At 71.9% G+C, this 20,860-nt stretch carries 19 protein-coding genes and 1 riboswitch; of the genes, 11 read left to right on the top strand and 8 right to left on the bottom strand.

Annotation, left to right across the window (positions count from 1 at the left end; genetic code table 11):
* The first annotated feature begins 20 nt into the window (after positions 1 to 20).
* From ACT3T5_RS07765 to ACT3T5_RS07755, 3 genes are all read left to right on the top strand, one after another.
* On the top strand, positions 21 to 1,337 hold the full coding sequence (locus ACT3T5_RS07765; protein WP_444578083.1) for an acetyl-CoA C-acetyltransferase: 1,317 nt from the start codon (positions 21 to 23) through the stop codon (positions 1,335 to 1,337).
* A gap of 88 nt (positions 1,338 to 1,425) precedes the next feature.
* The gene (locus ACT3T5_RS07760) at positions 1,426 to 2,784 is read left to right on the top strand and encodes a 3-oxoacyl-ACP reductase (RefSeq protein ID WP_444594090.1); all 1,359 of its coding nucleotides are present in this window, start codon (positions 1,426 to 1,428) and stop codon (positions 2,782 to 2,784) included.
* Positions 2,781 to 3,701 (top strand): MaoC/PaaZ C-terminal domain-containing protein, encoded by a 921-nt coding sequence (locus ACT3T5_RS07755; protein WP_444578085.1) that lies wholly within the window; start codon positions 2,781 to 2,783, stop codon positions 3,699 to 3,701. Before ACT3T5_RS07760 ends, ACT3T5_RS07755 begins: the two co-directional genes overlap by 4 nt.
* 27 nt (positions 3,702 to 3,728) lie before the next feature.
* On the opposite strand, the gene ACT3T5_RS07750 is transcribed toward ACT3T5_RS07755, so the two are convergent.
* The gene (locus tag ACT3T5_RS07750; RefSeq protein WP_444578086.1) at positions 3,729 to 4,766 is read right to left on the bottom strand and encodes a nucleoside hydrolase; all 1,038 of its coding nucleotides are present in this window, start codon (positions 4,764 to 4,766) and stop codon (positions 3,729 to 3,731) included.
* Between the two features lie 65 nt (positions 4,767 to 4,831).
* Here ACT3T5_RS07750 and ACT3T5_RS07745 point away from each other — a divergent pair, with 65 nt between their 5' ends.
* Both ACT3T5_RS07745 and ACT3T5_RS07740 read left to right on the top strand, forming a co-directional pair.
* Positions 4,832 to 5,230: an MmcQ/YjbR family DNA-binding protein gene (locus ACT3T5_RS07745; protein ID WP_444594089.1), complete on the top strand. Its 399-nt coding sequence runs from the start codon at positions 4,832 to 4,834 to the stop codon at positions 5,228 to 5,230.
* A gap of 82 nt (positions 5,231 to 5,312) precedes the next feature.
* Positions 5,313 to 6,173 carry a MerR family transcriptional regulator gene (locus ACT3T5_RS07740; RefSeq protein WP_444594088.1) on the top strand — a complete coding sequence of 287 codons (861 nt, stop codon included), beginning with the start codon at positions 5,313 to 5,315 and terminating at the stop codon, positions 6,171 to 6,173.
* Between the two features lie 54 nt (positions 6,174 to 6,227).
* Here ACT3T5_RS07740 and ACT3T5_RS07735 read toward each other — a convergent pair whose 3' ends face one another.
* Both ACT3T5_RS07735 and ACT3T5_RS07730 read right to left on the bottom strand, forming a co-directional pair.
* Entirely contained in the window at positions 6,228 to 7,769 is a 1,542-nt protein-coding gene (locus tag ACT3T5_RS07735) for an FMN-binding glutamate synthase family protein (RefSeq protein WP_444594087.1), read from the bottom strand.
* A gap of 101 nt (positions 7,770 to 7,870) precedes the next feature.
* Entirely contained in the window at positions 7,871 to 9,010 is a 1,140-nt protein-coding gene (locus ACT3T5_RS07730; protein WP_444594086.1) for a serine hydrolase domain-containing protein, read from the bottom strand.
* Positions 9,011 to 9,110: 100 nt separating this feature from the next.
* On the opposite strand from ACT3T5_RS07730, the gene ACT3T5_RS07725 reads away from it, so the two are divergent.
* Positions 9,111 to 10,157 carry a pirin family protein gene (locus tag ACT3T5_RS07725; RefSeq protein ID WP_444578091.1) on the top strand — a complete coding sequence of 349 codons (1,047 nt, stop codon included), beginning with the start codon at positions 9,111 to 9,113 and terminating at the stop codon, positions 10,155 to 10,157.
* A gap of 4 nt (positions 10,158 to 10,161) precedes the next feature.
* Positions 10,162 to 11,469: a class I SAM-dependent methyltransferase gene (locus ACT3T5_RS07720; protein WP_444594085.1), complete on the top strand. Its 1,308-nt coding sequence runs from the start codon at positions 10,162 to 10,164 to the stop codon at positions 11,467 to 11,469.
* 75 nt (positions 11,470 to 11,544) lie between these two features.
* Here ACT3T5_RS07720 and purQ read toward each other — a convergent pair whose 3' ends face one another.
* Both purQ and purS read right to left on the bottom strand, forming a co-directional pair.
* Positions 11,545 to 12,270, bottom strand: coding sequence for a phosphoribosylformylglycinamidine synthase subunit PurQ (gene purQ / locus ACT3T5_RS07715; RefSeq protein ID WP_444594084.1), 726 nt, complete (start codon positions 12,268 to 12,270; stop codon positions 11,545 to 11,547).
* On the bottom strand, positions 12,270 to 12,539 hold the full coding sequence (gene purS / locus ACT3T5_RS07710; protein WP_443353214.1) for a phosphoribosylformylglycinamidine synthase subunit PurS: 270 nt from the start codon (positions 12,537 to 12,539) through the stop codon (positions 12,270 to 12,272). Before purS ends, purQ begins: the two co-directional genes overlap by 1 nt.
* A gap of 306 nt (positions 12,540 to 12,845) precedes the next feature.
* Here purS and ACT3T5_RS07705 point away from each other — a divergent pair, with 306 nt between their 5' ends.
* A complete protein-coding gene (locus ACT3T5_RS07705; RefSeq protein WP_444594083.1) occupies positions 12,846 to 13,562 on the top strand; it encodes an MBL fold metallo-hydrolase in 717 nt (238 codons plus the stop codon).
* A gap of 52 nt (positions 13,563 to 13,614) precedes the next feature.
* On the opposite strand, the gene ACT3T5_RS07700 is transcribed toward ACT3T5_RS07705, so the two are convergent.
* Positions 13,615 to 14,379, bottom strand: a complete 765-nt coding sequence (locus tag ACT3T5_RS07700) for an MBL fold metallo-hydrolase (RefSeq protein WP_444594082.1) — start codon at positions 14,377 to 14,379, stop codon at positions 13,615 to 13,617.
* Between the two features lie 133 nt (positions 14,380 to 14,512).
* Positions 14,513 to 14,621: riboswitch (TPP riboswitch) on the top strand.
* 38 nt (positions 14,622 to 14,659) lie between these two features.
* Here ACT3T5_RS07700 and ACT3T5_RS07695 point away from each other — a divergent pair.
* The 3 genes from ACT3T5_RS07695 to ACT3T5_RS07685 are packed head-to-tail and all read left to right on the top strand — an operon-like array spanning position 14,660 to position 18,460.
* On the top strand, positions 14,660 to 15,430 hold the full coding sequence (locus ACT3T5_RS07695) for a YkoF family thiamine/hydroxymethylpyrimidine-binding protein (protein ID WP_444594081.1): 771 nt from the start codon (positions 14,660 to 14,662) through the stop codon (positions 15,428 to 15,430).
* On the top strand, positions 15,427 to 16,062 hold the full coding sequence (locus tag ACT3T5_RS07690; protein ID WP_444594080.1) for an ECF transporter S component: 636 nt from the start codon (positions 15,427 to 15,429) through the stop codon (positions 16,060 to 16,062). The genes ACT3T5_RS07695 and ACT3T5_RS07690 overlap by 4 nt, the downstream gene beginning before the upstream one ends.
* Positions 16,052 to 18,460, top strand: coding sequence for an ATP-binding cassette domain-containing protein (locus ACT3T5_RS07685; RefSeq protein ID WP_444594079.1), 2,409 nt, complete (start codon positions 16,052 to 16,054; stop codon positions 18,458 to 18,460). Before ACT3T5_RS07690 ends, ACT3T5_RS07685 begins: the two co-directional genes overlap by 11 nt.
* A 105-nt stretch (positions 18,461 to 18,565) precedes the next feature.
* Here ACT3T5_RS07685 and ACT3T5_RS07680 read toward each other — a convergent pair whose 3' ends face one another.
* Positions 18,566 to 19,483, bottom strand: a complete 918-nt coding sequence (locus tag ACT3T5_RS07680) for a phosphoribosylaminoimidazolesuccinocarboxamide synthase (protein ID WP_444594078.1) — start codon at positions 19,481 to 19,483, stop codon at positions 18,566 to 18,568.
* Positions 19,480 to 20,835: a phosphoribosylamine--glycine ligase gene (gene purD, locus ACT3T5_RS07675; protein WP_444594077.1), complete on the bottom strand. Its 1,356-nt coding sequence runs from the start codon at positions 20,833 to 20,835 to the stop codon at positions 19,480 to 19,482. Before purD ends, ACT3T5_RS07680 begins: the two co-directional genes overlap by 4 nt.
* Between the last annotated feature and the right edge of the window lie 25 nt (positions 20,836 to 20,860).

The raw sequence follows: 20,860 nt of genomic DNA, 5'->3' as shown, positions 1-20,860 counted from the left end.
ACCACGAAGAGGTGCACCCAGTGACTGACTTCCCGCGCGACGCCCTGATCCTCGGCGGCAACCGCATCCCGTTCGCCCGCTCCGGAGGCCCGTACGCCGGGATCTCCAACCAGGACCTGCTGACCGCAGCGTTGGACGGACTGGTCGCCCGCTTCGGACTGCAGGGAGAGAAGCTCGGCGAGATCGCCGGTGGCGCCGTCCTCAAGCTCGCCGGCGACCTCAACCTCACCCGCGAGAGCGCCCTGAGCACTCCGCTGGACCCGCGCACCCCGGCGCTGGACATGTCCCGGGCCTGCGCGACGAGCCTGGAGACCATGGTCCACCTGTCCAACCGGATCCAGCTCGGACAGATCGACTCCGGCATCGCCTGCGGCGTGGACTCCGCCTCCGACTCCCCGATCGAGGTCACCCCGCGGCTGCGTCGGATCCTGCACCGGGCCTTCGCGGCGAAGACCGCGATGCAGCGGGTGAAGGCGCTCAGCGCGATCCGTCCGGCGGATCTCACCCCGGTCCCGCCCCGCAACGGCGAGCCGCGCACGGGCCTGTCCATGGGCGAGCACCAGGCGCTCACCGGCGCCCAGTGGGGCATCACCCGCCAGGCCCAGGACGAGCTGGCGCTGGCCTCGCACCAGAAGCTCGCGGCGGCCTACGACTCCGGCTTCTTCGACGACCTGGTCACCGGCTATCGGGGCCTCGCCCGTGACCAGAACCTGCGTGCGGACTCCACGCTCGAGAAGCTCAGCTCTCTCAAGCCCGTGTTCGGCGTGAAGTCGCCGCAGGTCAGCGAACCTACGATGACGGCAGGCAACTCCACGCCGCTCAGTGACGGTGCCTCCGCGGTGCTCATGGGCAGCCAGGAGTGGGCCGATGAGCACGGCCTCACCCCGCTGGCCCGGGTGGTCGACGCCCGCAGCGCCGCGGTCGACTTCGCGCACGGCGAGGAAGGGCTGCTCATGGCGCCGGCCTACGCCGTGCCCGAGATGCTGGACGACAACGACCTGACCCTGCAGGACCTCGACCTCTACGAGATCCACGAGGCGTTCGCCTCCACCGTGCTGTCGACCCTCGCCGCCTGGGAGTCCGAGGAGTTCTGCCGGGAGAAGCTGGGACGCGGCGGCCCGCTCGGCACGATCGACCGCAGCAAGCTCAACGTCACCGGCTCCTCCCTCGCGGCGGGGCACCCCTTCGCCGCGACCGGCGGACGCCTGGTCGCGACCCTGTCCAAGCTGCTGCATCAGCGCGCGGTCGAGACCGGTCGTGTCCAGCGCGGCCTGATCTCGGTGTGCGCCGCCGCCGGCCAGGGCGCCGTCGTGCTGCTCGAGTCGGTCACCGACTGACCCGCTCGGCACCGTCCAGGCCACTTCAGATCCGTCCAGACCAGACTCCGCGTCGTCGACGCCGCACCCTCGTGTGAAGGAGAGCCCCATGACCGACACCGCTGCACGAACAGACACCTACACGAAGTTCGTCCGCTCCGCCCCCGGCAAGCTCATCGCCAAGCAGGTGGGCCTGCCCCGTCCCTCGAAGCTTCCGCGGCGCGGGGACCGTCCCGAGCCGGTGCTCGGGCCGGTGGTCGTGCTCGGGGACTCCGCGGGCGCTGAACAGATCACCCGTGACCTCCTCGGTCAGGGCGTCGACGTGCGCCGGCGCTTCGAGGAGCTGCGCTCCGTCGGCTCGGTCGTCGCCGTGCTCGACGAGATCGGCACCCCGGCGGATCTCGGACGGATCCTGCTGCCGCTGTCCGGAGCGATGCGCTCCCTGGCCCCCGGCGCCCGGGTCGTCACGATCTCCCGTCCCGCCCGCGGCGAGGATCCCGCACGCGATGCGGCCCGGGGCGGCGTCGAGGGATTCCTGCGCTCGCTCGCCCATGAGATGCGCGGCGGGGCGACGGCCAACGGCATCCTCGTGCACGACGGCGTGGACCTCGACGCCGTCGGCGTGACCGGATCCCTGCGCTTCCTGCTCTCGGCCCGCAGCGCCTTCGTCACCGGTCAGTTCCTCACGGTCTCCACCGCCGACGGGGCGCGCACCGAGGACCTCGAGAAGCCGCTCGCGGGGCGCACCGCCCTGGTCACCGGCGCCGCCCGGGGGATCGGCGCAGCGATCGCCCGCACCCTCGCGGCCGACGGCGCCCACCTCGTGGTCCTCGACGTGCCCGGCGCGGGCACCGAGCTCTCCCGCCTGGCCAACGACCTGCGCGCGGCACCGGTGCAGCTCGATGTCACCTCCGACGGGGCGGGGGACCGCCTGGTGGCCTTCCTGCGCGAGCGGGGGCTGAGCCTGGACATCGCCGTGCTCAACGCCGGCATCACGCGCGACAAGCTGTTCGCCAATATGACCCCGGAGCGCTGGGACCCGGTGCTCGCCGTGAACATCACCAGCCAGATCACCCTCACGCAGGCACTGATCGAGGCCGGGGACGTGCTCGGCGACCAGCCCCGTGTCGTCTCCCTGGCCTCCACCAGCGGCATCGCCGGCAACCGCGGGCAGACGAACTACGCCGCCTCCAAGGCGGGCGTGATGGCCTTCGTGCAGGCGCTCGCCGCCCGTCTGGAGTCGATCGGGGGCACGGCGAACGCGGTCGCGCCCGGGTTCATCGAGACCGAGATGACCGCGAGGATGCCGGCCCTGACCCGGGAGGTCGCCCGGCGGCTGAACTCCCTGCAGCAGGGTGGCCTGCCGGTGGACGTCGCCGAGACGATCGCCTTCCTCGCCTCCGACGAGGCCGGCGGCCTGCGCGGCGAGACGGTGCGCGTGTGCGGGCAGAACATGGTGGGGAGGTGAGCGCCGTGACCGGCACCGGGACCCCTCAGATCGGCGAGCGGATCAAGGACCTCTCCGAGGTCCCGTCGTTCCCGGCCATCTATGCGGCGGCGCTGGACCCGCGCTCGGCCCGCAGGGGCGCGCGGGGGGAGCCGACGCTGCCGAGCATCGCCTACCGGGTGCGGAAGGTGCGGGTCGACGCCGAGCGTGCCCGCGACTTCGATCACCTGATGGGCGGCCCGGCCACCGATCTCGTCCATCCCGGCGTGCTGCACGTGCTCGCCTTCCCGGTCTCGCTCGCTCTCCTGGCCCGGCGCGACGTCCCCTTCGCCCTGCTGGGCCTGGTGCATCTGCGCAACCAGATCCTTCAGCATCGCCCCGTGAGGGTCGGGGAGCTCGTGGACGTCGAGTGCAGGGTGCGGGATCTGCAGCCCCACCGCAAGGGCCGCACCTTCGAGGCGGTCTCCACGATCCTCGGCCAGGACGGCGAGATCATCGCGACCGACGTCTCGACCTACCTGGCCAAGGGAGATGCGGACGGTTCGGAGCGGGCAGGGCGTCGGGACTTCGTGGCTCCGCGCCCGACGGGCCGCTGGAAGCTTCCGGCCGACACCGGCCGTCGCTATGCCGCGGTCTCCGGTGACGTGAACCCGATCCATCTCTCCGCGCTGAGCGCGAAGGTCTTCGGCTTCCCGCGGGCGATCGCCCATGGGATGTACACGGCCTCACGGGCCTTCACGGAGTCCGGGGTGGACCTCGCGCGCCCGCTTCGCTGGGACGTCAGCTTCGACGCCCCGGTGTCGCTGCCGGGCACGGTCCTGGTCGCGTACGACGACGATCCGCGGGCCGGCGGCGTGCACTGCGTGGGCTGGCGGGCCGGCTCCGGGGAGAAGGGGCCGCGCCGCTGCTTCGAGGTCGAGGTCACGACCCTGGGCTGAGCACGGATCAGCAGGGACGGCACGGGGTCACCCACCACTCGATGGGTGACCCCGCGCCGTTGACCATCGAGGGAGGTTCTCTCGAGGGAGGTCCGAGGCCGACGGGCGCGCCAGCCCGACCTCGAGGGTCTCCAGCAGATGGTCGACGAACGCCTCGGCCCGCACGTCGGTGAGCACGTCGACGTTCGGCTCGCGGCCCCAGCGGCCCAGCTCGTCGCCGACGGTCTGGCCGCGGGTCAGGGTGCCGGAGAGCTCCACCTCCACGGCGAGCGGTCGCATCCCGGCGAAGTCGCCGGTCACCGCATGGGCGGCGACCAGAGGGTCGTGCACGTGCGCCATCCAGCCGAAGCCGTCGGCCTCATGGAACTCGAAGTAGAAGCGCAGGGCGTCGGCGAGGACCGTCGCGACCGGATGCCCGGTGCTCGCGCCGAGCCGCTCGACGCGGCTCAGGGTGTCCTGGGTGAACCGCACCGTCTCGGTGGCCTCGAGCGATCCGAGCACGGGCCGGGTGGGCGCGCCGGTGAACGCAGTGAGCACCTGCTGGGCGGCCTCGGGGTCCACGGCGATGTTCCATTCGCTGGTCGGGCCGGTGTTCCCGCGGTGGTTGATGGCCCCGCCCATGATGTGCAGGCGCTTCAGCAGCCGTGGCAGCTCGGCGTCGATCTCCAGGGCGAGCGCGAGGTTCGTGTGCGGGCCGAGCACCAGACCGATGAGCTCCCCGGGATGCGCACGGGCCGCATCGACCCAGAGCTGGGCTCCCGAGCGGGGATCCTCGGCGCGCTCGGTCTGCGGGAGCACGGCGTACCCGATGCCCTGCGGCCCGTGGGTGTCGTCGGCGTACATCGGCTCCTGCACGAGCGGGCGCGCCGCACCGAGCGAGACCGGGGCACGCAGGCCCAGCATCTCGGACAGGGCGAGGTTGTTGTGGTGCACGGTGGGGGCCGGGACGTTGCCGCCGGTGGAGACGATGCCGACGATCTCGACCTCGGGCCGGCAGGCGAGATAGGTCAGGGCGATCGCGTCGTCGATGCCGGTGTCGCAGTCGATCAGCACGGGAAGGGTCATCGAGTCAGCGTAGAGCCCCTCCCGGAGGGATGGCGGGGGACCGCCGATCACGGCAGGATCTCTCCATGGCCCACGCGCAGATGTTCGACGATGACGACCCGATGCTGGAGCGGGTGCGGTCGACCGCCCTCGCCCTGCCCGGGGCGCTGGAGAAGGTCAGCCACGGCCGTCCCGCCTTCCACACGCAGAAGGTGCACTGCTACTACGGCGGGGCGCGGAAGATCGACGGGCAGTGGGAGCAGCATCCGCACGCGGTGATCCTGCATCTGCCGCCTTCGGAGACCGCCGCCCTCCGTGAGGACCCCCGGTCCTTCGAGCCCGCCTACCTCGCGCCCGCGGGCTGGATCGGCCTCGATCTGGACGAGCGGACCGACGCGTCCGAGCTCGCCGAGCTGATCGAGGAGTCCTACCGCACGGTGGCCCCGCGGCGCCTGATCGCGCAGCTCGACGACCCGGCGTCATGATCATGCCGGTCCGGCGTGCCCGGGCAGGAGCTCGGCGTGGGCGCTTGACCCTCACGCGACGTCAGCCTGGAAGGTGGTTCCCATGACCGAGACGACACAGCACGAGGACCTCACCGTGGGGCGCGTCGCCGACCTGGTCGGCGTCAGCGTTCGCACTCTGCACCACTGGGACGGTGTGGGCCTGGTGCGTCCGGGTGGACGCAGCTGGTCGGGGTATCGCCTGTACGGCGCCGACGACGTGGCACGGATCCACCGTGTCCTCGTGTACCGGGAGCTCGGTCTGGCGCTCGCGGAGATCGGCCGGATCCTCGATGATCCGAGCGTCGATCCGCGCGAGCACCTCCATCGCCAGCGGACTCTGCTCCAGGAGCGGATACGCCGGCTCGAGAAGACGGCACGCGCCGTCGACGAGATGATCGAGAGAACCGACATGACGCACGAGAAGAGCACGACGAACGCGACGGGCACGACGGGCACGACGGGCACGACGGGCACGAGCCTGAGTCCCGAGGAGCAGGCCCGCATCTTCGGCACCGACTGGGATCCCGCCTATGAGGACGAGGCGCGCGAGCGGTGGGGCGGCTCCGACGCCTGGAAGCAGTCCGCCGCCCGGACCGAGGGCTGGGGCGCCGAGCAGTGGCAGAGGGTCAAGGACGAGACCGACGAGGTCGAAGCCGCGCTCGCCGAGGCGCTGGGCCGCGGCGTCGCGCCGGGGAGCGAGGAGGCGAACATGCTGGCCGAGCGCCACCGAGACACGATCGCCCGCCACTACGACTGCACGCACTCCATGCAGGTGGTCCTGTCGCGGATGTACACGGAGGACCCGCGGTTCGCCGCGCACTACGACGAGCGCGCCGAGGGGCTCGCCGTCTGGCTGCGCCGGGCGATCGAGGAGAACGCCCGATGCCACGGCGTCGATCCGGAGACCGCCGTCTGGCAGTGACCGCTCTCAACGGGAGGAGTCGTTCTCGGTGGGGCTCCGGCGCTTCCGGCACGGTCAGACGTGCGTGCCGAAGGCGTCGGGGGTCGCGGAGCTCCAGGCCTCGGCCCAGGTCTCCGGCGGCTCGGCGAGCAGCTGGCCGGGCTCGAGCCACTCGTAGAGCGTGGCGTAGGAGATGTTCGAGGTCTCCGAGAGATTCCGGCGCAGCATCCACGGCCGCAGCTCGGACGGATCGGAGACCCCCATCGCCGCCATCAGCTTCACCGCTTCGGCCACCGTGCCCTCCTGGTACTGCTTGACCCGCACGCTCTTGTCCTCGACGACGAGTCCTCGCTGACGACGCGGATCCTGGGTGGTCACCCCGGTGGGGCAGCGGCCGGTGTGGCAGCGCTGCGCCTGGATGCATCCGATGGCCATCATCATTGCGCGGGCGGAATTGGTGTAGTCGGCGCCCTGGATCATGCGCTTGACGATGTCGTTCCCCGCGGCCACCTTCCCGGAGGCGCCGATGCGGATCCGGTGCCGCAGGCCCGTCCCGACCAGCGCATTGTTCACGGTCATCAGGCCCTGGGTGAGCGGCATGCCCATGTGGTCCTCGAACTCGAGCGGGGCGGCCCCGGTCCCACCCTCGGAGCCGTCGACGATGACGAAGTCCGGGGTGGTGCCGACCTCGAGCATCGCCTTGCACAGCGAGAGGACCTCGACGCGGCTGCCCACGCACAGCTTCATCCCGACGGGCTTCCCGCCGGAGAGCTCGCGCAGGCGGGCGAGGAACTCGATCAGCTCCGTCGGGGTGGAGAACATCGCGTGCGAGGGCGGGGAGACGCACTTCTCGCCCTCGGGGACGCCCCGGATGTCGGCGATCTCCGCGGTCACCTTGGGTCCGGGCAGCACGCCGCCGATCCCCGGCTTCGCGCCTTGGCTGAGCTTGACGGAGATGCACTTGACCTGGTGCTTCGCGGATTTCTCGCGGAAGATGTCCTCATCGAGCAGACCGGTCGCCGTGCGGGAGCCGAAGTAGCCCGTGCCCAGCTCCCAGACCAGGTCGCCGCCCATCTCCTCGTGGTACGGAGACAGGGAGCCCTCCCCGGTGTCATGGGCGAACCCCCCGAGCTGCGCCCCCTTGTTCAGGGCGCGGATCGCATTGGCGGACAGTGCACCGAAGCTCATCGCCGAGACGTTCATCAGCGCCATCGAGTACGGCTGGGTGCAGTCGGGCCCGCCGATCCGGACGCGCGGCATCTTCGCGGGCTCGGGGACCGGAGCGATGGAATGGACGAGGTACTCGTAGCCGGAGGCGTTCACGTCGCGCTCCGTGCCGAAGGGCTGCTCGCCGTGGATGCCCTTGGAGCGCTCGTAGATGATGCTGCGGATGTCCCGGTCGTACGGCCGGCCGTCCCAGTTGCGCTCGATGAAGTACTGCTGCAGCTCCGGCCGCAGGCCTTCGAGCAGGTAGCGCATGTGCCCGATCACCGGGTAGTTGCGCAGGATGGTGTGACGTTTCTGCGTGAGGTCGTAGGCGGCGAGGCCGCCGAGCGCGGCACCGGCGAGACCGACGGCGGAGGCGAGGGCGGATCGTGCGGAGGGACGGGACGGCATCAGGAGGCTCCTCGGGGAGATGGCGGCCGCGACCACGGGATCCGATCTCCGTCGCTCCTGGGCGGAGCGGTCACCTCGGTGACGCGCATCACTGCAGATCGCTATCGTGCCACGGGCGGCTCCTGCGCGGGCGCGGTGAGCTCGCCGTACTCCTCGAGCAGCGGGGCGATCCGCCCGCCCATCTCCACCTGCGTGAGCACGATGCCCATCGTGCCGTCGGGGTCGACGAAGAAGTCGGTGCCGGCCCCACCGGACCAGCCGAAGCGACCTCGGTGGGGCCCGTCGGCCACCACGCAGACGCCGAAGCCCCAGCCGGTGTGCTCCCAGAATCCCGGGAAGAACGAGCTCGGATCCTTCGCGCCGTCAGGCACCTGGTCCCGGCTCAGCATCGCCAGATGCTCCGCATCGATCAGCTCGCCGTCACGCAGCGCCCGCAGGAACCGCAGATAGTCCGGCGCCGTCGAGAGCAGCTCGCTGTGGCTCATGTCGTAGGGAGGCGGGCCGACGTGGAACCCGCCCGCCGCGGGCTCGCGCTCGACGAGTTCGTCGCCCTCGACCCCGTAGGCCGCCGGGAGCCGGTGGGCCTTCTCCCGGGGGACGGAGCATCCCGTGTCGCTCATCCCGAGCGGGGCGAGGACGGTGCTCTCGAGGTGCTCTCCCGTGCTCGTGCCGCTGATCCTCGACAGTAGGATCCCGAGCAGGCCGAAGGAGTGGTGGTATCGCCAGACCTCCCCGGGCTGCCCGACCAGGGGCAGGGAGGAGAGCGCCGCGAGCCAGTCGTCGGCCCCGAGCGTCGGCGGCAGGGGACCGGCCTCGGTGCCGTTGGCGGCCATGGCCCGCTGCAGCGGTGTGTCGTCGAGGATCATCCCGCAGCCGGAGGTGTTGGTCAGCAGGTGTCGCAGCGTGATCGGGGTGCGGGCGGGCACCGTGTCGGTGAGCTCCGCGTCGGGTCGGGAGAGGACCACGGGCTCGGCGAGCTCGGGCAGCCAGGTCGCCACCGGGGACTCGAGTGTGAGCTCGCCCTGCTCGACGAGGCGCAGCGCGGCGACGGCGGTGATCAGCTTCGTCATCGACTGGATGCGGAAGATCGCGTCGGCCCGCAGCGGCGGGCCGCCCACCGCCATCGCTCCCGTCGCGTAGGGCTGGGGATCGTGCCCGAGCGCGATCACGCCGCCGGGGATCGTGCCGTCCGCGACGAAGCGGTCGAGCAGGCGGGCGGGTCCTGGGGTCGGCGTCGACATGCGGCCAGGGTAAGTCCGTGGGCCGTGATGCGGACAGGCCCGGCTCCGGACAGGTTCCGACGGGCCAGGCTCCGGCCAGGGCCCGATCTAGACTCGAGCCATGAGCGTCTTCGAGGACTTCGCCCTGCTCGAGCCCCGTGAGGTGCCGCTCGGAGGACCGCGCGGGATGACGGTGCACCGCACGCTGCCGGCCCGCCGGACCTCGCTGATCGGCGCCTGGTGCTTCGTGGACCATTTCGGCCCCGACGACGTCTCCGCGAGCGACGGCATGCAGGTCGCACGCCATCCCCATACCGGCCTGGCCACCGTCTCCTGGCTGTTTGAGGGCGCGATCACGCACCGCGACTCGATCGGCAGCCACGCCCTCGTGCGACCCGGCGACGTGGACCTCATGGTGGCCGGCTCCGGCATCTCCCATTCGGAGTTCTCCACCCTCGACACCACCGTGCTGCACGGCGTGCAGCTCTGGTACGCCCTGCCGGACCGCGCGCGCTTCCGCGAGCAGGAGTTCGCGGTGCACACCCCGGTCGAGCAGACCACCTCGACGCTGCGCGTGCGGGTGGGGATGGGAACCTTCCGGGCGGCCGACGAGGACGGGACCGTGCTCGAGGACACCAGCCCCCTGGTCGCCGACACCGAGCTGACCATGGTGCAGATCGAGCTGCGGGCCGGGCGCCGGATGCGCATCGATCTGGACCCGGCGCACGAGCACGGGGTGCTGGTGGACCGAGGCGCGGCGCATCTTGTCGTCGCGGACCTCGAGAGCCCGGTGGGTCGTGCCGAGCTGGCCGTGCTGCCCGACGGCGCCGACCACCTCGAGCTGCACGCCGAGGACGGCGAGGACCTGCGGGTGATGCTCCTGGGCGGGGAGCCGCTGGGCGAGGACATCCTCATGTGGTGGAACTTCGTGGGTCGCACCCATGAGGAGATCGCGCAGTTCCGCGCCCGCTACCAGGCGGAGATCGGGGTGGAGGGTACGCTCGACGAGGCCCCGATCCACCCGGCGGCCCGCGACAGAGGCGGCCTCGCGGCCGATGCCGAGCAGTTCGGCCCCTTCGCTCCCCATACTCCTGCGGCTCTGCCCGCCCCCATGCTCCCCAACGGCCGGCTGCGCTCCCGCGGCCGCGTCGGCCTCTCGAAGGACTGATCCCGTGCCCCACACCCCCGCCACCGACGACAGCGCCGCGACGCCCTCAACGCCGACGAAGCCCGCGAAGTCGTCCTCGAACGCGACGTCCCCGAACGGGATGTCTCCGAACGCGATGTCCCTGGACACGACGAGCCAGGATGTACCGCAGACCCCTCGGGGCGCGGACCAGACCGACCGCGTGATCATCGCCGCGGCCGAGGAGTCCGGCATCGGCCGCCCCTGCGACATCATCGTGGTGGACGACGCGACCGGCGAGCTGACCGCGTTCGCGCTCGCCGCCGTCGCCGAGCACGAGGAGGCGAAGGTGCTCAGCTGGACCTCGTCGAGGGTGCTGGCCGCGGCCCTGCAGGAGCGCTTCGCGGCGCAGCTCGAGGCTGGCCGCCTGCTGCTCCCGGCGGGACCCGAGCCCGTCGAGCTCGGCGAGGCCGCAGCGATGGTCGAGGGGCACCAGATGGTGCTGATGCGGCTGCCGAAGTCCCTGCACGCCCTGGAGGACCGGGCCCGTCGGCTGGCCGAGGCGGCACGGGGCCAGGGAGGCGGGGGCCTCGAGCTCATCGCCGGTGGACGGGTCAAGCACATGACCCGTTCCCAGAACGACGTGCTCGCGAAGCTCTTCACCGAGGTCCGGGCCAGCTGCGGCATCGGGAAGTCCCGTGCGCTCATCGGCACCGGCCTGCGGACTCAGACCGCCGGGCCGACGCCCACCGAGAGCACCACACGGATCTCGGTGCGCGGCCAGCAGCAGCCCCTGTCGCTGCGCGGTGTCGGCACTGTCTTCGGAGGGGCCGGGGCAGACGCGGGCAGCCTCCTGCTGCTGTCCTCGCTGGACCGGGCCGTGGCCGCCGGGGAGCTCGCCACCGAGGAGTCCGCGGTGCGATCCGCTGCGGATCTCGGCTGCGGGAACGGGCTGATGACCTCGTACCTCGCTGCCGCGCTGCCCGAGGCCTCGGTGCTGGGCAGCGATGAGGATGCCGACGCCGTCGCCTCCACCCGGGCAACCCTCGCCGCGAATGCTCTCGAGCGCGAGAACATAGAACTGGCCTGGGACGATGCATTCTCCCAGGTTCCCGATCGCAGCCTGGACCTGGTGCTGCTGAACCCGCCCTTCCACGATGGCACCGCGATCGATGCGACGCTCGTGGACGGTCTGCTCGACGCCGCGTCGCGGGTGCTGCGACCCGGCGGGCAGCTGTGGTTCGTGCACAACTCCCACCTGCGCTATCGCACCGAGGTGGAGCGTCGCGTCGGTCCCGTGCGTCAGCGAGCCCGCGACCGCCGCTTCACGGTGCTCTCCGCCGACCGCGTCTGACGCCTCCGACCGCGTCAGACTTCATCAGCCGCGTCTGACTCCATCGACCGGTCTCGGTGCCGGACGAGCGGCGCCTCAGGCGACGAGGCTGCGCAGCACCGAGGTGAACATGCCCAGGCCGTCCGTGCCGGTACGGGTTCCCGCACCGGGTTCGTCGGGTCCGTAGCCTGCCTCGACGGCGTGCTCGGGGTGGGGCATGAGGCCCACGACATTGCCTGCGGCGTTGGTGACGCCGGCGATGTCGTTGCGGGAACCGTTGGGGTTGGACTCGAAACCGGCCGGCCCGTGAGTCGCACCGGCGGCGTAGCGGAACACCACGCGGCCCTCGTCCTCGAGCTGGGCGAGCGTGTGCTCGTCGGCCACGTACTGGCCGTCCTGGTTCTTCAGCGGGACCCGGATGGCCTGGTCCTGCTGGTAGTCGGAGGTCCACGCGGTGCGCGTGTTCTCGACCCGCAGCGGCTGGTCGCGGCAGATGAACGAGCGGTGCGCGTTCTTGATCATCGCGCCCGGGAGCAGGTGCGTCTCGCAGAGCACCTGGAAGCCGTTGCAGATGCCGAGCACCGGCATGCCGCCGTTGGCCGCATCGACGACCTTCCCCATCACCGGCGCGAAGCGGCTGATCGCCCCGGCGCGCAGGTAGTCGCCGTAGGAGAAGCCGCCGGGCAGCACGACCGCCTGGACGTCGGAGAGGCCGTCGTCGCCGTGCCACAGCGCGACCGGCTCGGCGCCGGCGATCCGCACGGCACGCAGGGCATCGCGGTCATCCAGCGTGCCCGGGAAGGTCACCACACCGACGCGCATCAGGCCTGGCCCTCCGCGGCAGGGTCCTCGACTTCGAGGGCGATGACGTCCTCGATCACGGGGTTGGACAGCAAGGTGGTGGCGGCTTCGCGGAGGGAGGCGAGCACCTCGTCGGTGACCTCGCCCTCGACCTCGAGCTCGAACCGCTTGCCCTGGCGCACGGAGCTGATGCCCTCGAAGCCCAGGCGGGGCAGGGCTGCGGCGACGGCCTTGCCCTGGGGGTCGAGGATCTCCGGCTTCGGCATGACATGGACCACGACGCGGGGCATGGGCGTTCTCCTGGAGGACGACGGCCGCGCTCGGGGGCGGGCCGGACGGGATGAATCTGCAGGGCGGGGCGGGAATGGCTCCCGGGCTCACCGACGGATCGGTGCCGACGCCCCCATCGTACCGAGCCGTGGCCCTTCGGCGGGGCAGTGCCCACACGAACCGGATCCGCCGGGGGTTCGAACCGGTTCCGCAGGAAACTCGAACCGGTTCCGCAGGGAGACCGAGCCGGATCTGCAGGGCATTGGCGTGGTGGTCCCGTGGTCGTACGGTGGGGGCACCCGATTCCGCAGACCCCGGAGGCAGCCATGAAGATCCGTCACCTCGTCCATTCCTGCCTGCTCGTCGAGATGGCCGGGCGGAGGGTTCTCGTGGACCCCGGCATCTTCAGCGGCGAGGCCATGCGAACGCTGGGCACCGAGGTGCTCGCGGGCGTCGACGCCGTCGCCGTCACGCATCAGCATCCTGATCATCTCGACCGCGGCCTGCTGGACCACGTCCTGGCTGCGAGCGCGCAGGCGGTCGTGATCGCCGAGCCGGAGACGGCCGCGCAGCTCGCCGAGAGCAGCGAGGACGGCGCCGCGGTCTCGACCGAGCGCCTGCTGCCGCTCAGCGCGGGCGAGGCTCATGAGTTCCCAGCACTGGACGGTCGCGAGGCGCTGCGGATCGTCGCGGCAGGCGGTCAGCACGCCATCATCCATCCCGACATCCCGCGCGTGGGCAACGTGGGCCTCGTGCTCTCCGCCGGGGGCGGGCCGCAGCTCGGGATCACGGGGGATTCGTTGGAGCCCCTGCAGGAGTTCCACGGCATCGACGCCCTGGCCTTCGCCGTGGTGGCGCCGTGGTCCAAGATGTCCGAGACCATCGACTTCCTGCGCGCGGTGCGCCCGCGTCTGGCTCTGCCGGTCCACGATGCGGTGGCCAGCGAGGGCGGCCGGTCGATCTACCTGCGCCAGTCCGGTGCGCTCTCGCCCGAGGGCACCGAGGTGCGCGACTGGCCGGAGGACGGCGTCGTCGAGCTCTGAGCTCTGAGCTCTGAACGGAAGGTGCCGGTCCCGCCGTCCTGGCACCTGGTGGTCAGGGCCGAGGGCGTGTGAAGACGGGCGCTGCCGAGGCGCGCGCTTCGGCGACGGCTGCCCGCATCTGACCGCGCCAGACCGGTCCGTGACCGGGGACGAGGGTGTCGGCGTCGATCTGCGCGATGCTGCCCAGGGTGTCGTAGAGCCCGACCGGATCGTGGGCGGTCAGCGCCGGCAGCAGCTGCGGCCCGACGCGCGAGGTGACGGGATGCCCGGTGATCAGCGCGTCGCCGGTGAGCACGACGCCTGCCCTCGGCAGGTGGTAGATGGTGTGGCCCGAGGTGTGCCCGGGGCAGGCCAGGGCGACCGGGGCCCCCGGGAGATCCAGCGCCGTACCGGTCCTCACGGCCTGCGTCTGCGGCAGCCGGATCGAGGACAGCGCACCGGCGCGCAGGAGGGTGAGCGTCCAGAGCGCCGTGCGCGGCCGCCAGCACTGCGGCAGGACGTCCGCGGCCGTGGCCTGCTCATGGGCCTCGCCGCGGAGCATGGGCAGTTCGTGCTCATGGGCGTGGAGCGGGAATCGATGGATCTCCTGCAGCTGCGGGAGAGCGCCCACATGGTCGACATGGGCGTGAGTGATCAAGGCACCCCGGATGTCCTCCACCCTGTTCCCGATGTGCTCGACGGCGGCGATCACGGCGCCCAGATCCTTCGGATAGCCCGCATCGATCAGGGTGAGGTCACGGCCCTCTCGCACCAGCGTCCAGTTCGAGGCGATCCCCGAGACCATGAAGACGTCGTCGGCAATGGCGTGGATCTGCATCTTTCCCACGATCCTTGTGCTCCCCTCCTGGAGTTCCGGCCCCGAAAGTATCAGCCGCGCGCGACCGCTCCAGGGCCCGGGCGACGGGTTCTGTGAACGTGGCCGTCGGTGAGCCCGCGGTCCCGTCTACAGTGGCCCCGTGCACGGGAGTCCGGTAGGCCGGGCTGAGAGGGAGTTCTCCAACTCCGACCGTAGAACCTGACCCGGATCATGCCGGCGCAGGAAGCTCCGCCGGGCGAGATCCGCCGCGTGCCCGTGCCCTTCGTGAAAGGCACGGACCATGACCTCAGCGTCTGCCGCATCCGTCGGCGCCCCGCCCGCAGTCCCGGAGAATCCCGCCGACCCCACTGATCCCGCCGATCCCGTCGACCCCATTGATCTCGCTGATTCCCCCGATCCCACGGCGACGCCGCTCGGGTTCGGCGTGGGCGCCCGGGTGACCGTCGCCGTGATGGCGGACGACTACGCGCCGCTCCTGCTCGACGTCCTCTCACGCCTCGACGGGACCGGCCTCGTGCGCGAGACCGGCGACGTCTCCACCTACATCGGCGGCCATGAGGTGCACCTGCAGCGCTATCTCATCGATCTCGCCGAGGATCTCGCCCGCACCGAGCACCACGCCACGATCTCCGTGCTCCTGTCCCGGGGATGCCCGGGGGAGGTGGCCTGCGAGCTGCCCGGCGGGGCCGGACCCCGTGCAACGGACGTGCCGGAGCCCCGCCGCACAGGCCGCTACGCCGCGGCGGAATGGGCTCTGTACCCGCTGGCCGATCAGGTGCTCGCCGATGGCACGCTCCCGGACCACATGCGGGACATCTACGCGGCGATCGATCACGCCCGCGAGCTGGGGACCTTCCGGGGCTCCGAGCACTTCGTGACCCGTCTCGAGGGCGACGTCGGCGACGTCCTGGCCACGGCGATCGCCGGATGGCTGCTGGTGGGACGCGGCGTCCAGCACGTGACGAGCCACCTCTCGATCTCGCTGAACAGCCCCTCGCACGCGACGCGCACCCTGGACGCGACGCGCACCCTGGACGAGGTGACGCGATGACCGCGATGCAGGAAGCCCCGTCCCGGAGGCGCGCCCGCTTCACTCTGCGGGAGATCGTGCTGGTCGTCGTGCTCGGCGTCGTGTTCGGCTTCCTGTACTGGATCTTCGTCCAGGCATGGAACGGCCTTGCGATCGCCATGGGCCCCGCGGGCGATCTCGCCCAGCACGTCCTGTTCGGATCCTGGCTGCTCGTGGGGCCGATCGCCGTGGCGATCCTCCGGCGACCGGGCAGCGGCATCCTCGCGGAGCTGATCGCCGCGGTCGTCGAGGTGGTGTTCCTCGGCAGCCCGGTCGGCCCGCTGCTGGTGCTCTCGGCGCTGCTGCAGGGCATCGGCAGCGAGCTGCCCTTCGCCCTGACCAAGTACCGCCGTTTCGGCTGGGGCGTGTTCGCCGCGTCGGGCGCCCTCGGCGCCGGGCTCGTGTTCTTCTGGACCGCGTATCGGATGGGCTGGTACGGGCAGGATCTGCTCGAGCTGCGCCTGGGTGTGCAGGTGCTGTCGGGGATCGTGCTCGGCGGGCTGCTCGCGAGGACCATCGTCGGCGCCCTGCGGAGAACGGGCGTGCTCGACGACTTCGCGATCGGAGCCGCACCGCTCGACGCACAGGCAGCCGTGGAGCGTCGTGTCCGCTGAGACCGTCCACGGCGGGCCGAGGGGCGCGGCGGGCCCTGCCTCGAACCCCTCCGCCGCGCTCCTCAAGGCCGAGGAGCTCGAGGTGGTGCTGCCCTCGGGGGACGGGGTCGGGCCGTGGAGCGGCACCCTCGCGGCCGGGGACCACGTGCTGCTGCTCGGCCCGAGCGGCGCGGGGAAGTCGACGTTGCTGCGCACTCTCGCCGGCGCCGTCCCCTCGCATCAGCACGGCTGCGTCACCGGGAGCGTGCGCGTGGGCGGGATCGACCCGGTGGTCGACGGTGTGGTCACGACCTCACGCGTCGTCGGATATCTGGGACAGGACCCGGCCAGCGGGGTCTGCCTGCCCGATGTGGCCGACGACGTGGCCCTGCCGCTGGAGAACCGTCGCGTGCCGGCCGCGCAGATCGGGGAACGGGTGCACGGGGCGCTGATCGCCGCCGACGCCGGGGACCTCGTCGCGCGGAAGGCCTCGACACTCTCGGGCGGGCAGCTGCAGCGCGCCGCGCTCGCCGCGGTGCTCGCCGCCCGGCCCCGACTCCTCCTGCTCGACGAACCCACCGCGATGCTCGATGCCGACGGCATCGCCGCGGTGCGCCGGAGCATCCAGGCCGCCTTGCAGGACGGGGACGTCGCAGCGATCCTCGTCGAGCACCGCCTGGACGAGTGGGCGGGCGCCGACGGCCTCGCCGCCCTCCCTCCGCGCACGATCGCGCTGGATCGCTCCGGAAGGGTCCTCGCCGACGGGCCGACGAGCGAGGTGCTCCTCCAGCACGGGTCGGCGCTGCGCGCAGAGGGGTGCTGGCTTCCCCGCGACCTCGAGAGATCGCTCGAGAGAACCCTCGAGATGCCACTCGAGAGGTCGCACGAGAGGCCGCTCGAGGGGTCGCATGAGGGGCCGCTGCTCAGAGCCGACGGGGTCGCGCTCGGGTACGAGGGACACAGGCTGCTCGAGGGCGTCGACCTCGACGTACGAGCAGGCCAGGTGCTGGCGGTCGTCGGCCGCAACGGCGCCGGGAAGTCCACCCTGCTGTCCGCACTCGCGCGACTGGAGCCGCCGCTCGAGGGCACCGTCTCGGGTGCTGCAGCCGGGATGGTCTTCCAGCGTCCGGAGGCGCAGTTCATCAGCTCCACCGTCATCGGGGAGCTCCGGGCGTCCGGCGCGGGGGAGACCGAGGTGGACGAGATGCTGGAGCGGCTCGCGCTGGCGGACTGGTCCGGGGCGAGCCCGTTCCGACTCTCGGGCGGGCAGCAGCGGCGCCTCTCCCTCGGGGCGATGCTGCTCACCGGACGTCCGGTGCTCCTGGCCGACGAGCCCGGCTTCGGCCTGGACCGGGCGGCACAGGACACCGTCCTCGGGCTGCTGCGGGAGAGTGCGGCGAGCGGGCGCGGCGTGGTCATGACCACCCATGATCTGAGGGCCGTCGAGCAGGCGGATGCCGTGGCGGTCCTCGCCGGCGGCAAGGTGCTGGGCCCGATTCCTCCGGCGCAGCTGCTGGAGGACACGGACCTGCTGCGTCGGGCCGGGCTCGTCGCGTCGCCCGCCCCGGAGACCAGCAGGACGAAGCGCGATGACGAGGTGGGGGCGGCGGACGCGGCCGTCCCCTCGGCCGTCCCCTCGGTCGTCCGCTCGGCCGAGGCGCCGACAGACCCGTCGGCCGCGCCGCGCGCGTGGTTGTCCCGACGCAACCCGACCGTGCTGCTGGGCCTGCTCACGGCGCTGAGCCTCGTGTGTATCACCCTGACCGACCCGGTGCCGTTGGCCGTGCTGTATGTGCTGCTCTCGGTGGCGACGCTGGTCGGATGCCGGATCAGGCCGCTCGCGCTCCTGCGGGCGCAGGTGCCCTTCGTGGTGTTCGCCATGGGAGTGTTCGCGGTCAACGTGCTCAGCCGGCCCGGCCATGAGCCGTGGCCCGAGCTGCCGGTGCGGATCACGCAGGAGGGGATCGTCCTGGGGACGGCCCTCGCGCTGCGTGCTCTGGTGATCGGGCTCGGGGCGCTCGCGGTGGCTCGGGCCACGGATCCGCGTCGCACGATGGTGAGCCTGCAGCAGCATGCCCGCCTGCCGGCCCGGTACGCCTACGCCCTGCTGTCCGGCCGGAGGCTGCTGGACGACCTGCCGTCGCGCTGGGCGACGATCACGCGCGCCCACCGCGCACGCCTGCCCGTCACGGACGCAGGCATCGTGAGCAGGCTCCGTCCCCGACACCTCGTGGCCTGCGCCTTCGCACTGCTCGTCGATGCGATCCGGAGCGCGGAACGCCTCGCGTTCGCCCTCGAGTCCCGAGGGCTGGGCGAGGGGACGCGCACGATCTGGCGACCGGTCCCGTGCGGACGAGCCGATCTGCTGCTCGTGGTGGCCGTGGCGATAGCCGTCGGCGCGGTCCTCGTGGTCTGCTGAGCGGCCGCTCCGAGGCCTGTGCGCATCGAAGCCCGTGCGCATCGGCTCGCCGGGGCGGGCGAGCGACCTGCCGGGGCGACCGGGAGATCGTCGGGGCGGACCCGGTCAGAAGGACTGGCCGGTGAGCCGCTCGTAGGCCTGGATGTAGCGTGCCCGGGTCTGGTCGATGACCTCGGCGGGCAGCTCCGGCGGGGGAGTGTTGGAGCCCTTGTGCCAGCCCGATGCGCGGGACGTGAGCCAGTCCCGCACGAACTGCTTGTCCAGGCTGGGCTGGGTACGGCCCTCGACGTAGGTGTCCGCGGACCAGAAACGGCTCGAATCGGGGGTCAGCACCTCGTCGCCGAGCATCAGGGTGCCGTCGACGCGCGAATGGCCGAACTCGAACTTCGTGTCGGCCAGCAGGATGCCGCGCTCCGCGGCGATCGTCCGCGCCTTCTCGTAGGCGGCGAGGGTGAGCTCCTCCAGGTCGTCCGTGAGCTCGGGTCCCAGCAGGTCACGAGCCTGGGCCACGGTGATGTTCTCGTCGTGCTCGCCGGCCTCGGCCTTCGTCGACGGGGTGAAGATCGCGGGGTCCAGGCGCGAGGCATCCACCAGGCCGCCGGGCAGCACATGGCCGCCGACGGAACCGCCGGCGCGGTAGTCCGCCAGACCCGACCCGGTGAGATAGCCGCGGGCGATGCACTCCAGGGGCACCATGTCCAGGCCGTGGCAGCGCAGTGCCCGCCCGGCGACCGCCTGCGGCACATCGCTCGCCGAGATCACATGGTTCGGGACGATGCCCGCGAGCTGCTCGAACCAGAACGTGCTGATCGCCGTGAGCACCCGCCCCTTGTCCGGGATGCCGGGCTGGAGGGAGTGGTCGTAGGCGCTGATGCGGTCCGTCGCGACCACGAGCACCTCGGTGGCGGCCGACGGGTCGGTGCCGGCGGGGACATACAGCTCGCGGACCTTCCCGGAGACGACATGGTCCCAGCCGGGCAGGTCGGGAGCCTCGATGAGTGGGGAGGTGGTGGTGATGCTCATGCGGTGACTCCGTCGTCAGGGGTGGACGCCGGGTGCGCGTCGGGGGTGTGCTGCGAGCTGGACGTCGCCTGCACGTCTCGAGCGTTGCGGGCTGCGGTGCGAGCGATGTCGTGGCGGTGCTGGCATCCCTCGAGGGCGATCGCCTCGGCACCCGCGAGGGCGAGGACGCGAGCATCCTCGAGGTCCTCGCCGGTCGCGACGACGGACAGCACCCGGCCGCCGCTGCTGAGCAGAGCACCGTCCTCGGTGCGGCGGGCCGTGCCGGCATGGATCACGTGCGTGCCGAGCATCTCGGCGGCTTCGATCCCGGCGATGACATCGCCCAGGCGCGCCGCTGCGGGATATCCGGCGCAGGCGACCACCACGGTCACGGCGGCGGCATCATGCCACTGCGGTGCCTGCGCAGTGCTCAGGTCACCCTGAGCGGCGGCGAGCAGCAACGGGGCGAAGGGGGAGGCTAGGCGCTCTAGCACGACCTGCGTCTCGGGATCGCCGAAGCGGGCGTTGAACTCGACCACGCGCATCCCGCGGGAGGTGATCGCCAGGCCGCAGTACAGCACCCCGACGAAGGGGATGCCGCGGGCGGCGAGCTCGTCGATCGTGGGCTGGGCGACCTTGCCGATGACCTCGTCGACCAGTCCCTCGGGCGCCCAGGGGAGCGGCGAGTAGGCACCCATGCCGCCGGTGTTCGGGCCCTCGTCGCCGTCCAGAGCCCGCTTGAAGTCCTGGGCCGGGGCGAGCGGGACCACGCGGGTCCCGTCGCTCACGCAGAACAGGGACACCTCGGGGCCGTCGAGGTACTCCTCGAGCACCACGGAGCCGCCGGCGGCCAGGACAGCATCGCCGTGGGCGAGAGCGACCTCTCTATCCGGGGTGACAACGACTCCCTTGCCGGCGGCGAGACCGTCGGCCTTCACCACGAACGGCACGTCGCCGAGCGGGTTCACGCGGTCCAGTCCCGCGCCGAGCTGGTCCCGCGCGGTCACGGTCACGGAGGCGGCGGTGGGCACGCCGGCCGCTGCCATGATCTCCTTCGCCCACGACTTCGAGCCCTCCAGGACCGCGGCGGCGGCCGACGGTCCGAACACGGCGAAGCCCGCTTTCCGCAGTCGGTCGGCGCTGCCCGCGACCAGCGGGGCCTCGGGGCCGACGACGACGAGATCGGGGGTCAGCTCCTGGGCGAGCCGTACCTGGCCGTCGAGGTCGTCGACGGAGACGTCGTGGCAGGTGGCGAGCTGCGCGATCCCGGGATTGCCGGGAGCGGCATGGAGCTCAGGGGAGGGGCGGTCGGCGGCGAGACGACGAATGATCGCGTGCTCGCGGCCTCCGGAACCGATGACGAGGATCTTCACGCGGTCAGGGTACCGAGCGGGCCCC

The organism is Brachybacterium sp. AOP3-A1-3 (assembly GCF_052378285.1).
Taxonomy (GTDB): Bacteria; Actinomycetota; Actinomycetes; order Actinomycetales; family Dermabacteraceae; genus Brachybacterium.
Note: the sequence above shows the minus strand (reverse complement) of the source record. Positions and strands in the feature narration are given on the sequence as shown.

Bases quoted from the DNA above. Each gene is read 5' to 3' on its own strand.
- ACT3T5_RS07680 (WP_444594078.1), bottom strand. From the start codon at position 19,483: ATGAGCATCACCACCACCTCCCCACTCATCGAGGCTCCCGACCTGCCC.
- ACT3T5_RS07695 (WP_444594081.1), top strand. From the start codon at position 14,660: ATGACCTCAGCGTCTGCCGCATCCGTCGGCGCCCCGCCCGCAGTCCCG.
- ACT3T5_RS07750 (WP_444578086.1), bottom strand. From the start codon at position 4,766: ATGACCCTTCCCGTGCTGATCGACTGCGACACCGGCATCGACGACGCG.
- ACT3T5_RS07745 (WP_444594089.1), top strand. From the start codon at position 4,832: ATGGCCCACGCGCAGATGTTCGACGATGACGACCCGATGCTGGAGCGG.
- ACT3T5_RS07760 (WP_444594090.1), top strand. From the start codon at position 1,426: ATGACCGACACCGCTGCACGAACAGACACCTACACGAAGTTCGTCCGC.
- ACT3T5_RS07730 (WP_444594086.1), bottom strand. From the start codon at position 9,010: ATGTCGACGCCGACCCCAGGACCCGCCCGCCTGCTCGACCGCTTCGTC.
- ACT3T5_RS07735 (WP_444594087.1), bottom strand. From the start codon at position 7,769: ATGCCGTCCCGTCCCTCCGCACGATCCGCCCTCGCCTCCGCCGTCGGT.
- ACT3T5_RS07700 (WP_444594082.1), bottom strand. From the start codon at position 14,379: ATGCAGATCCACGCCATTGCCGACGACGTCTTCATGGTCTCGGGGATC.
- ACT3T5_RS07740 (WP_444594088.1), top strand. From the start codon at position 5,313: ATGACCGAGACGACACAGCACGAGGACCTCACCGTGGGGCGCGTCGCC.
- purS (WP_443353214.1), bottom strand. From the start codon at position 12,539: ATGCCCCGCGTCGTGGTCCATGTCATGCCGAAGCCGGAGATCCTCGAC.
- ACT3T5_RS07690 (WP_444594080.1), top strand. From the start codon at position 15,427: ATGACCGCGATGCAGGAAGCCCCGTCCCGGAGGCGCGCCCGCTTCACT.
- ACT3T5_RS07705 (WP_444594083.1), top strand. From the start codon at position 12,846: ATGAAGATCCGTCACCTCGTCCATTCCTGCCTGCTCGTCGAGATGGCC.
- ACT3T5_RS07725 (WP_444578091.1), top strand. From the start codon at position 9,111: ATGAGCGTCTTCGAGGACTTCGCCCTGCTCGAGCCCCGTGAGGTGCCG.
- purQ (WP_444594084.1), bottom strand. From the start codon at position 12,270: ATGCGCGTCGGTGTGGTGACCTTCCCGGGCACGCTGGATGACCGCGAT.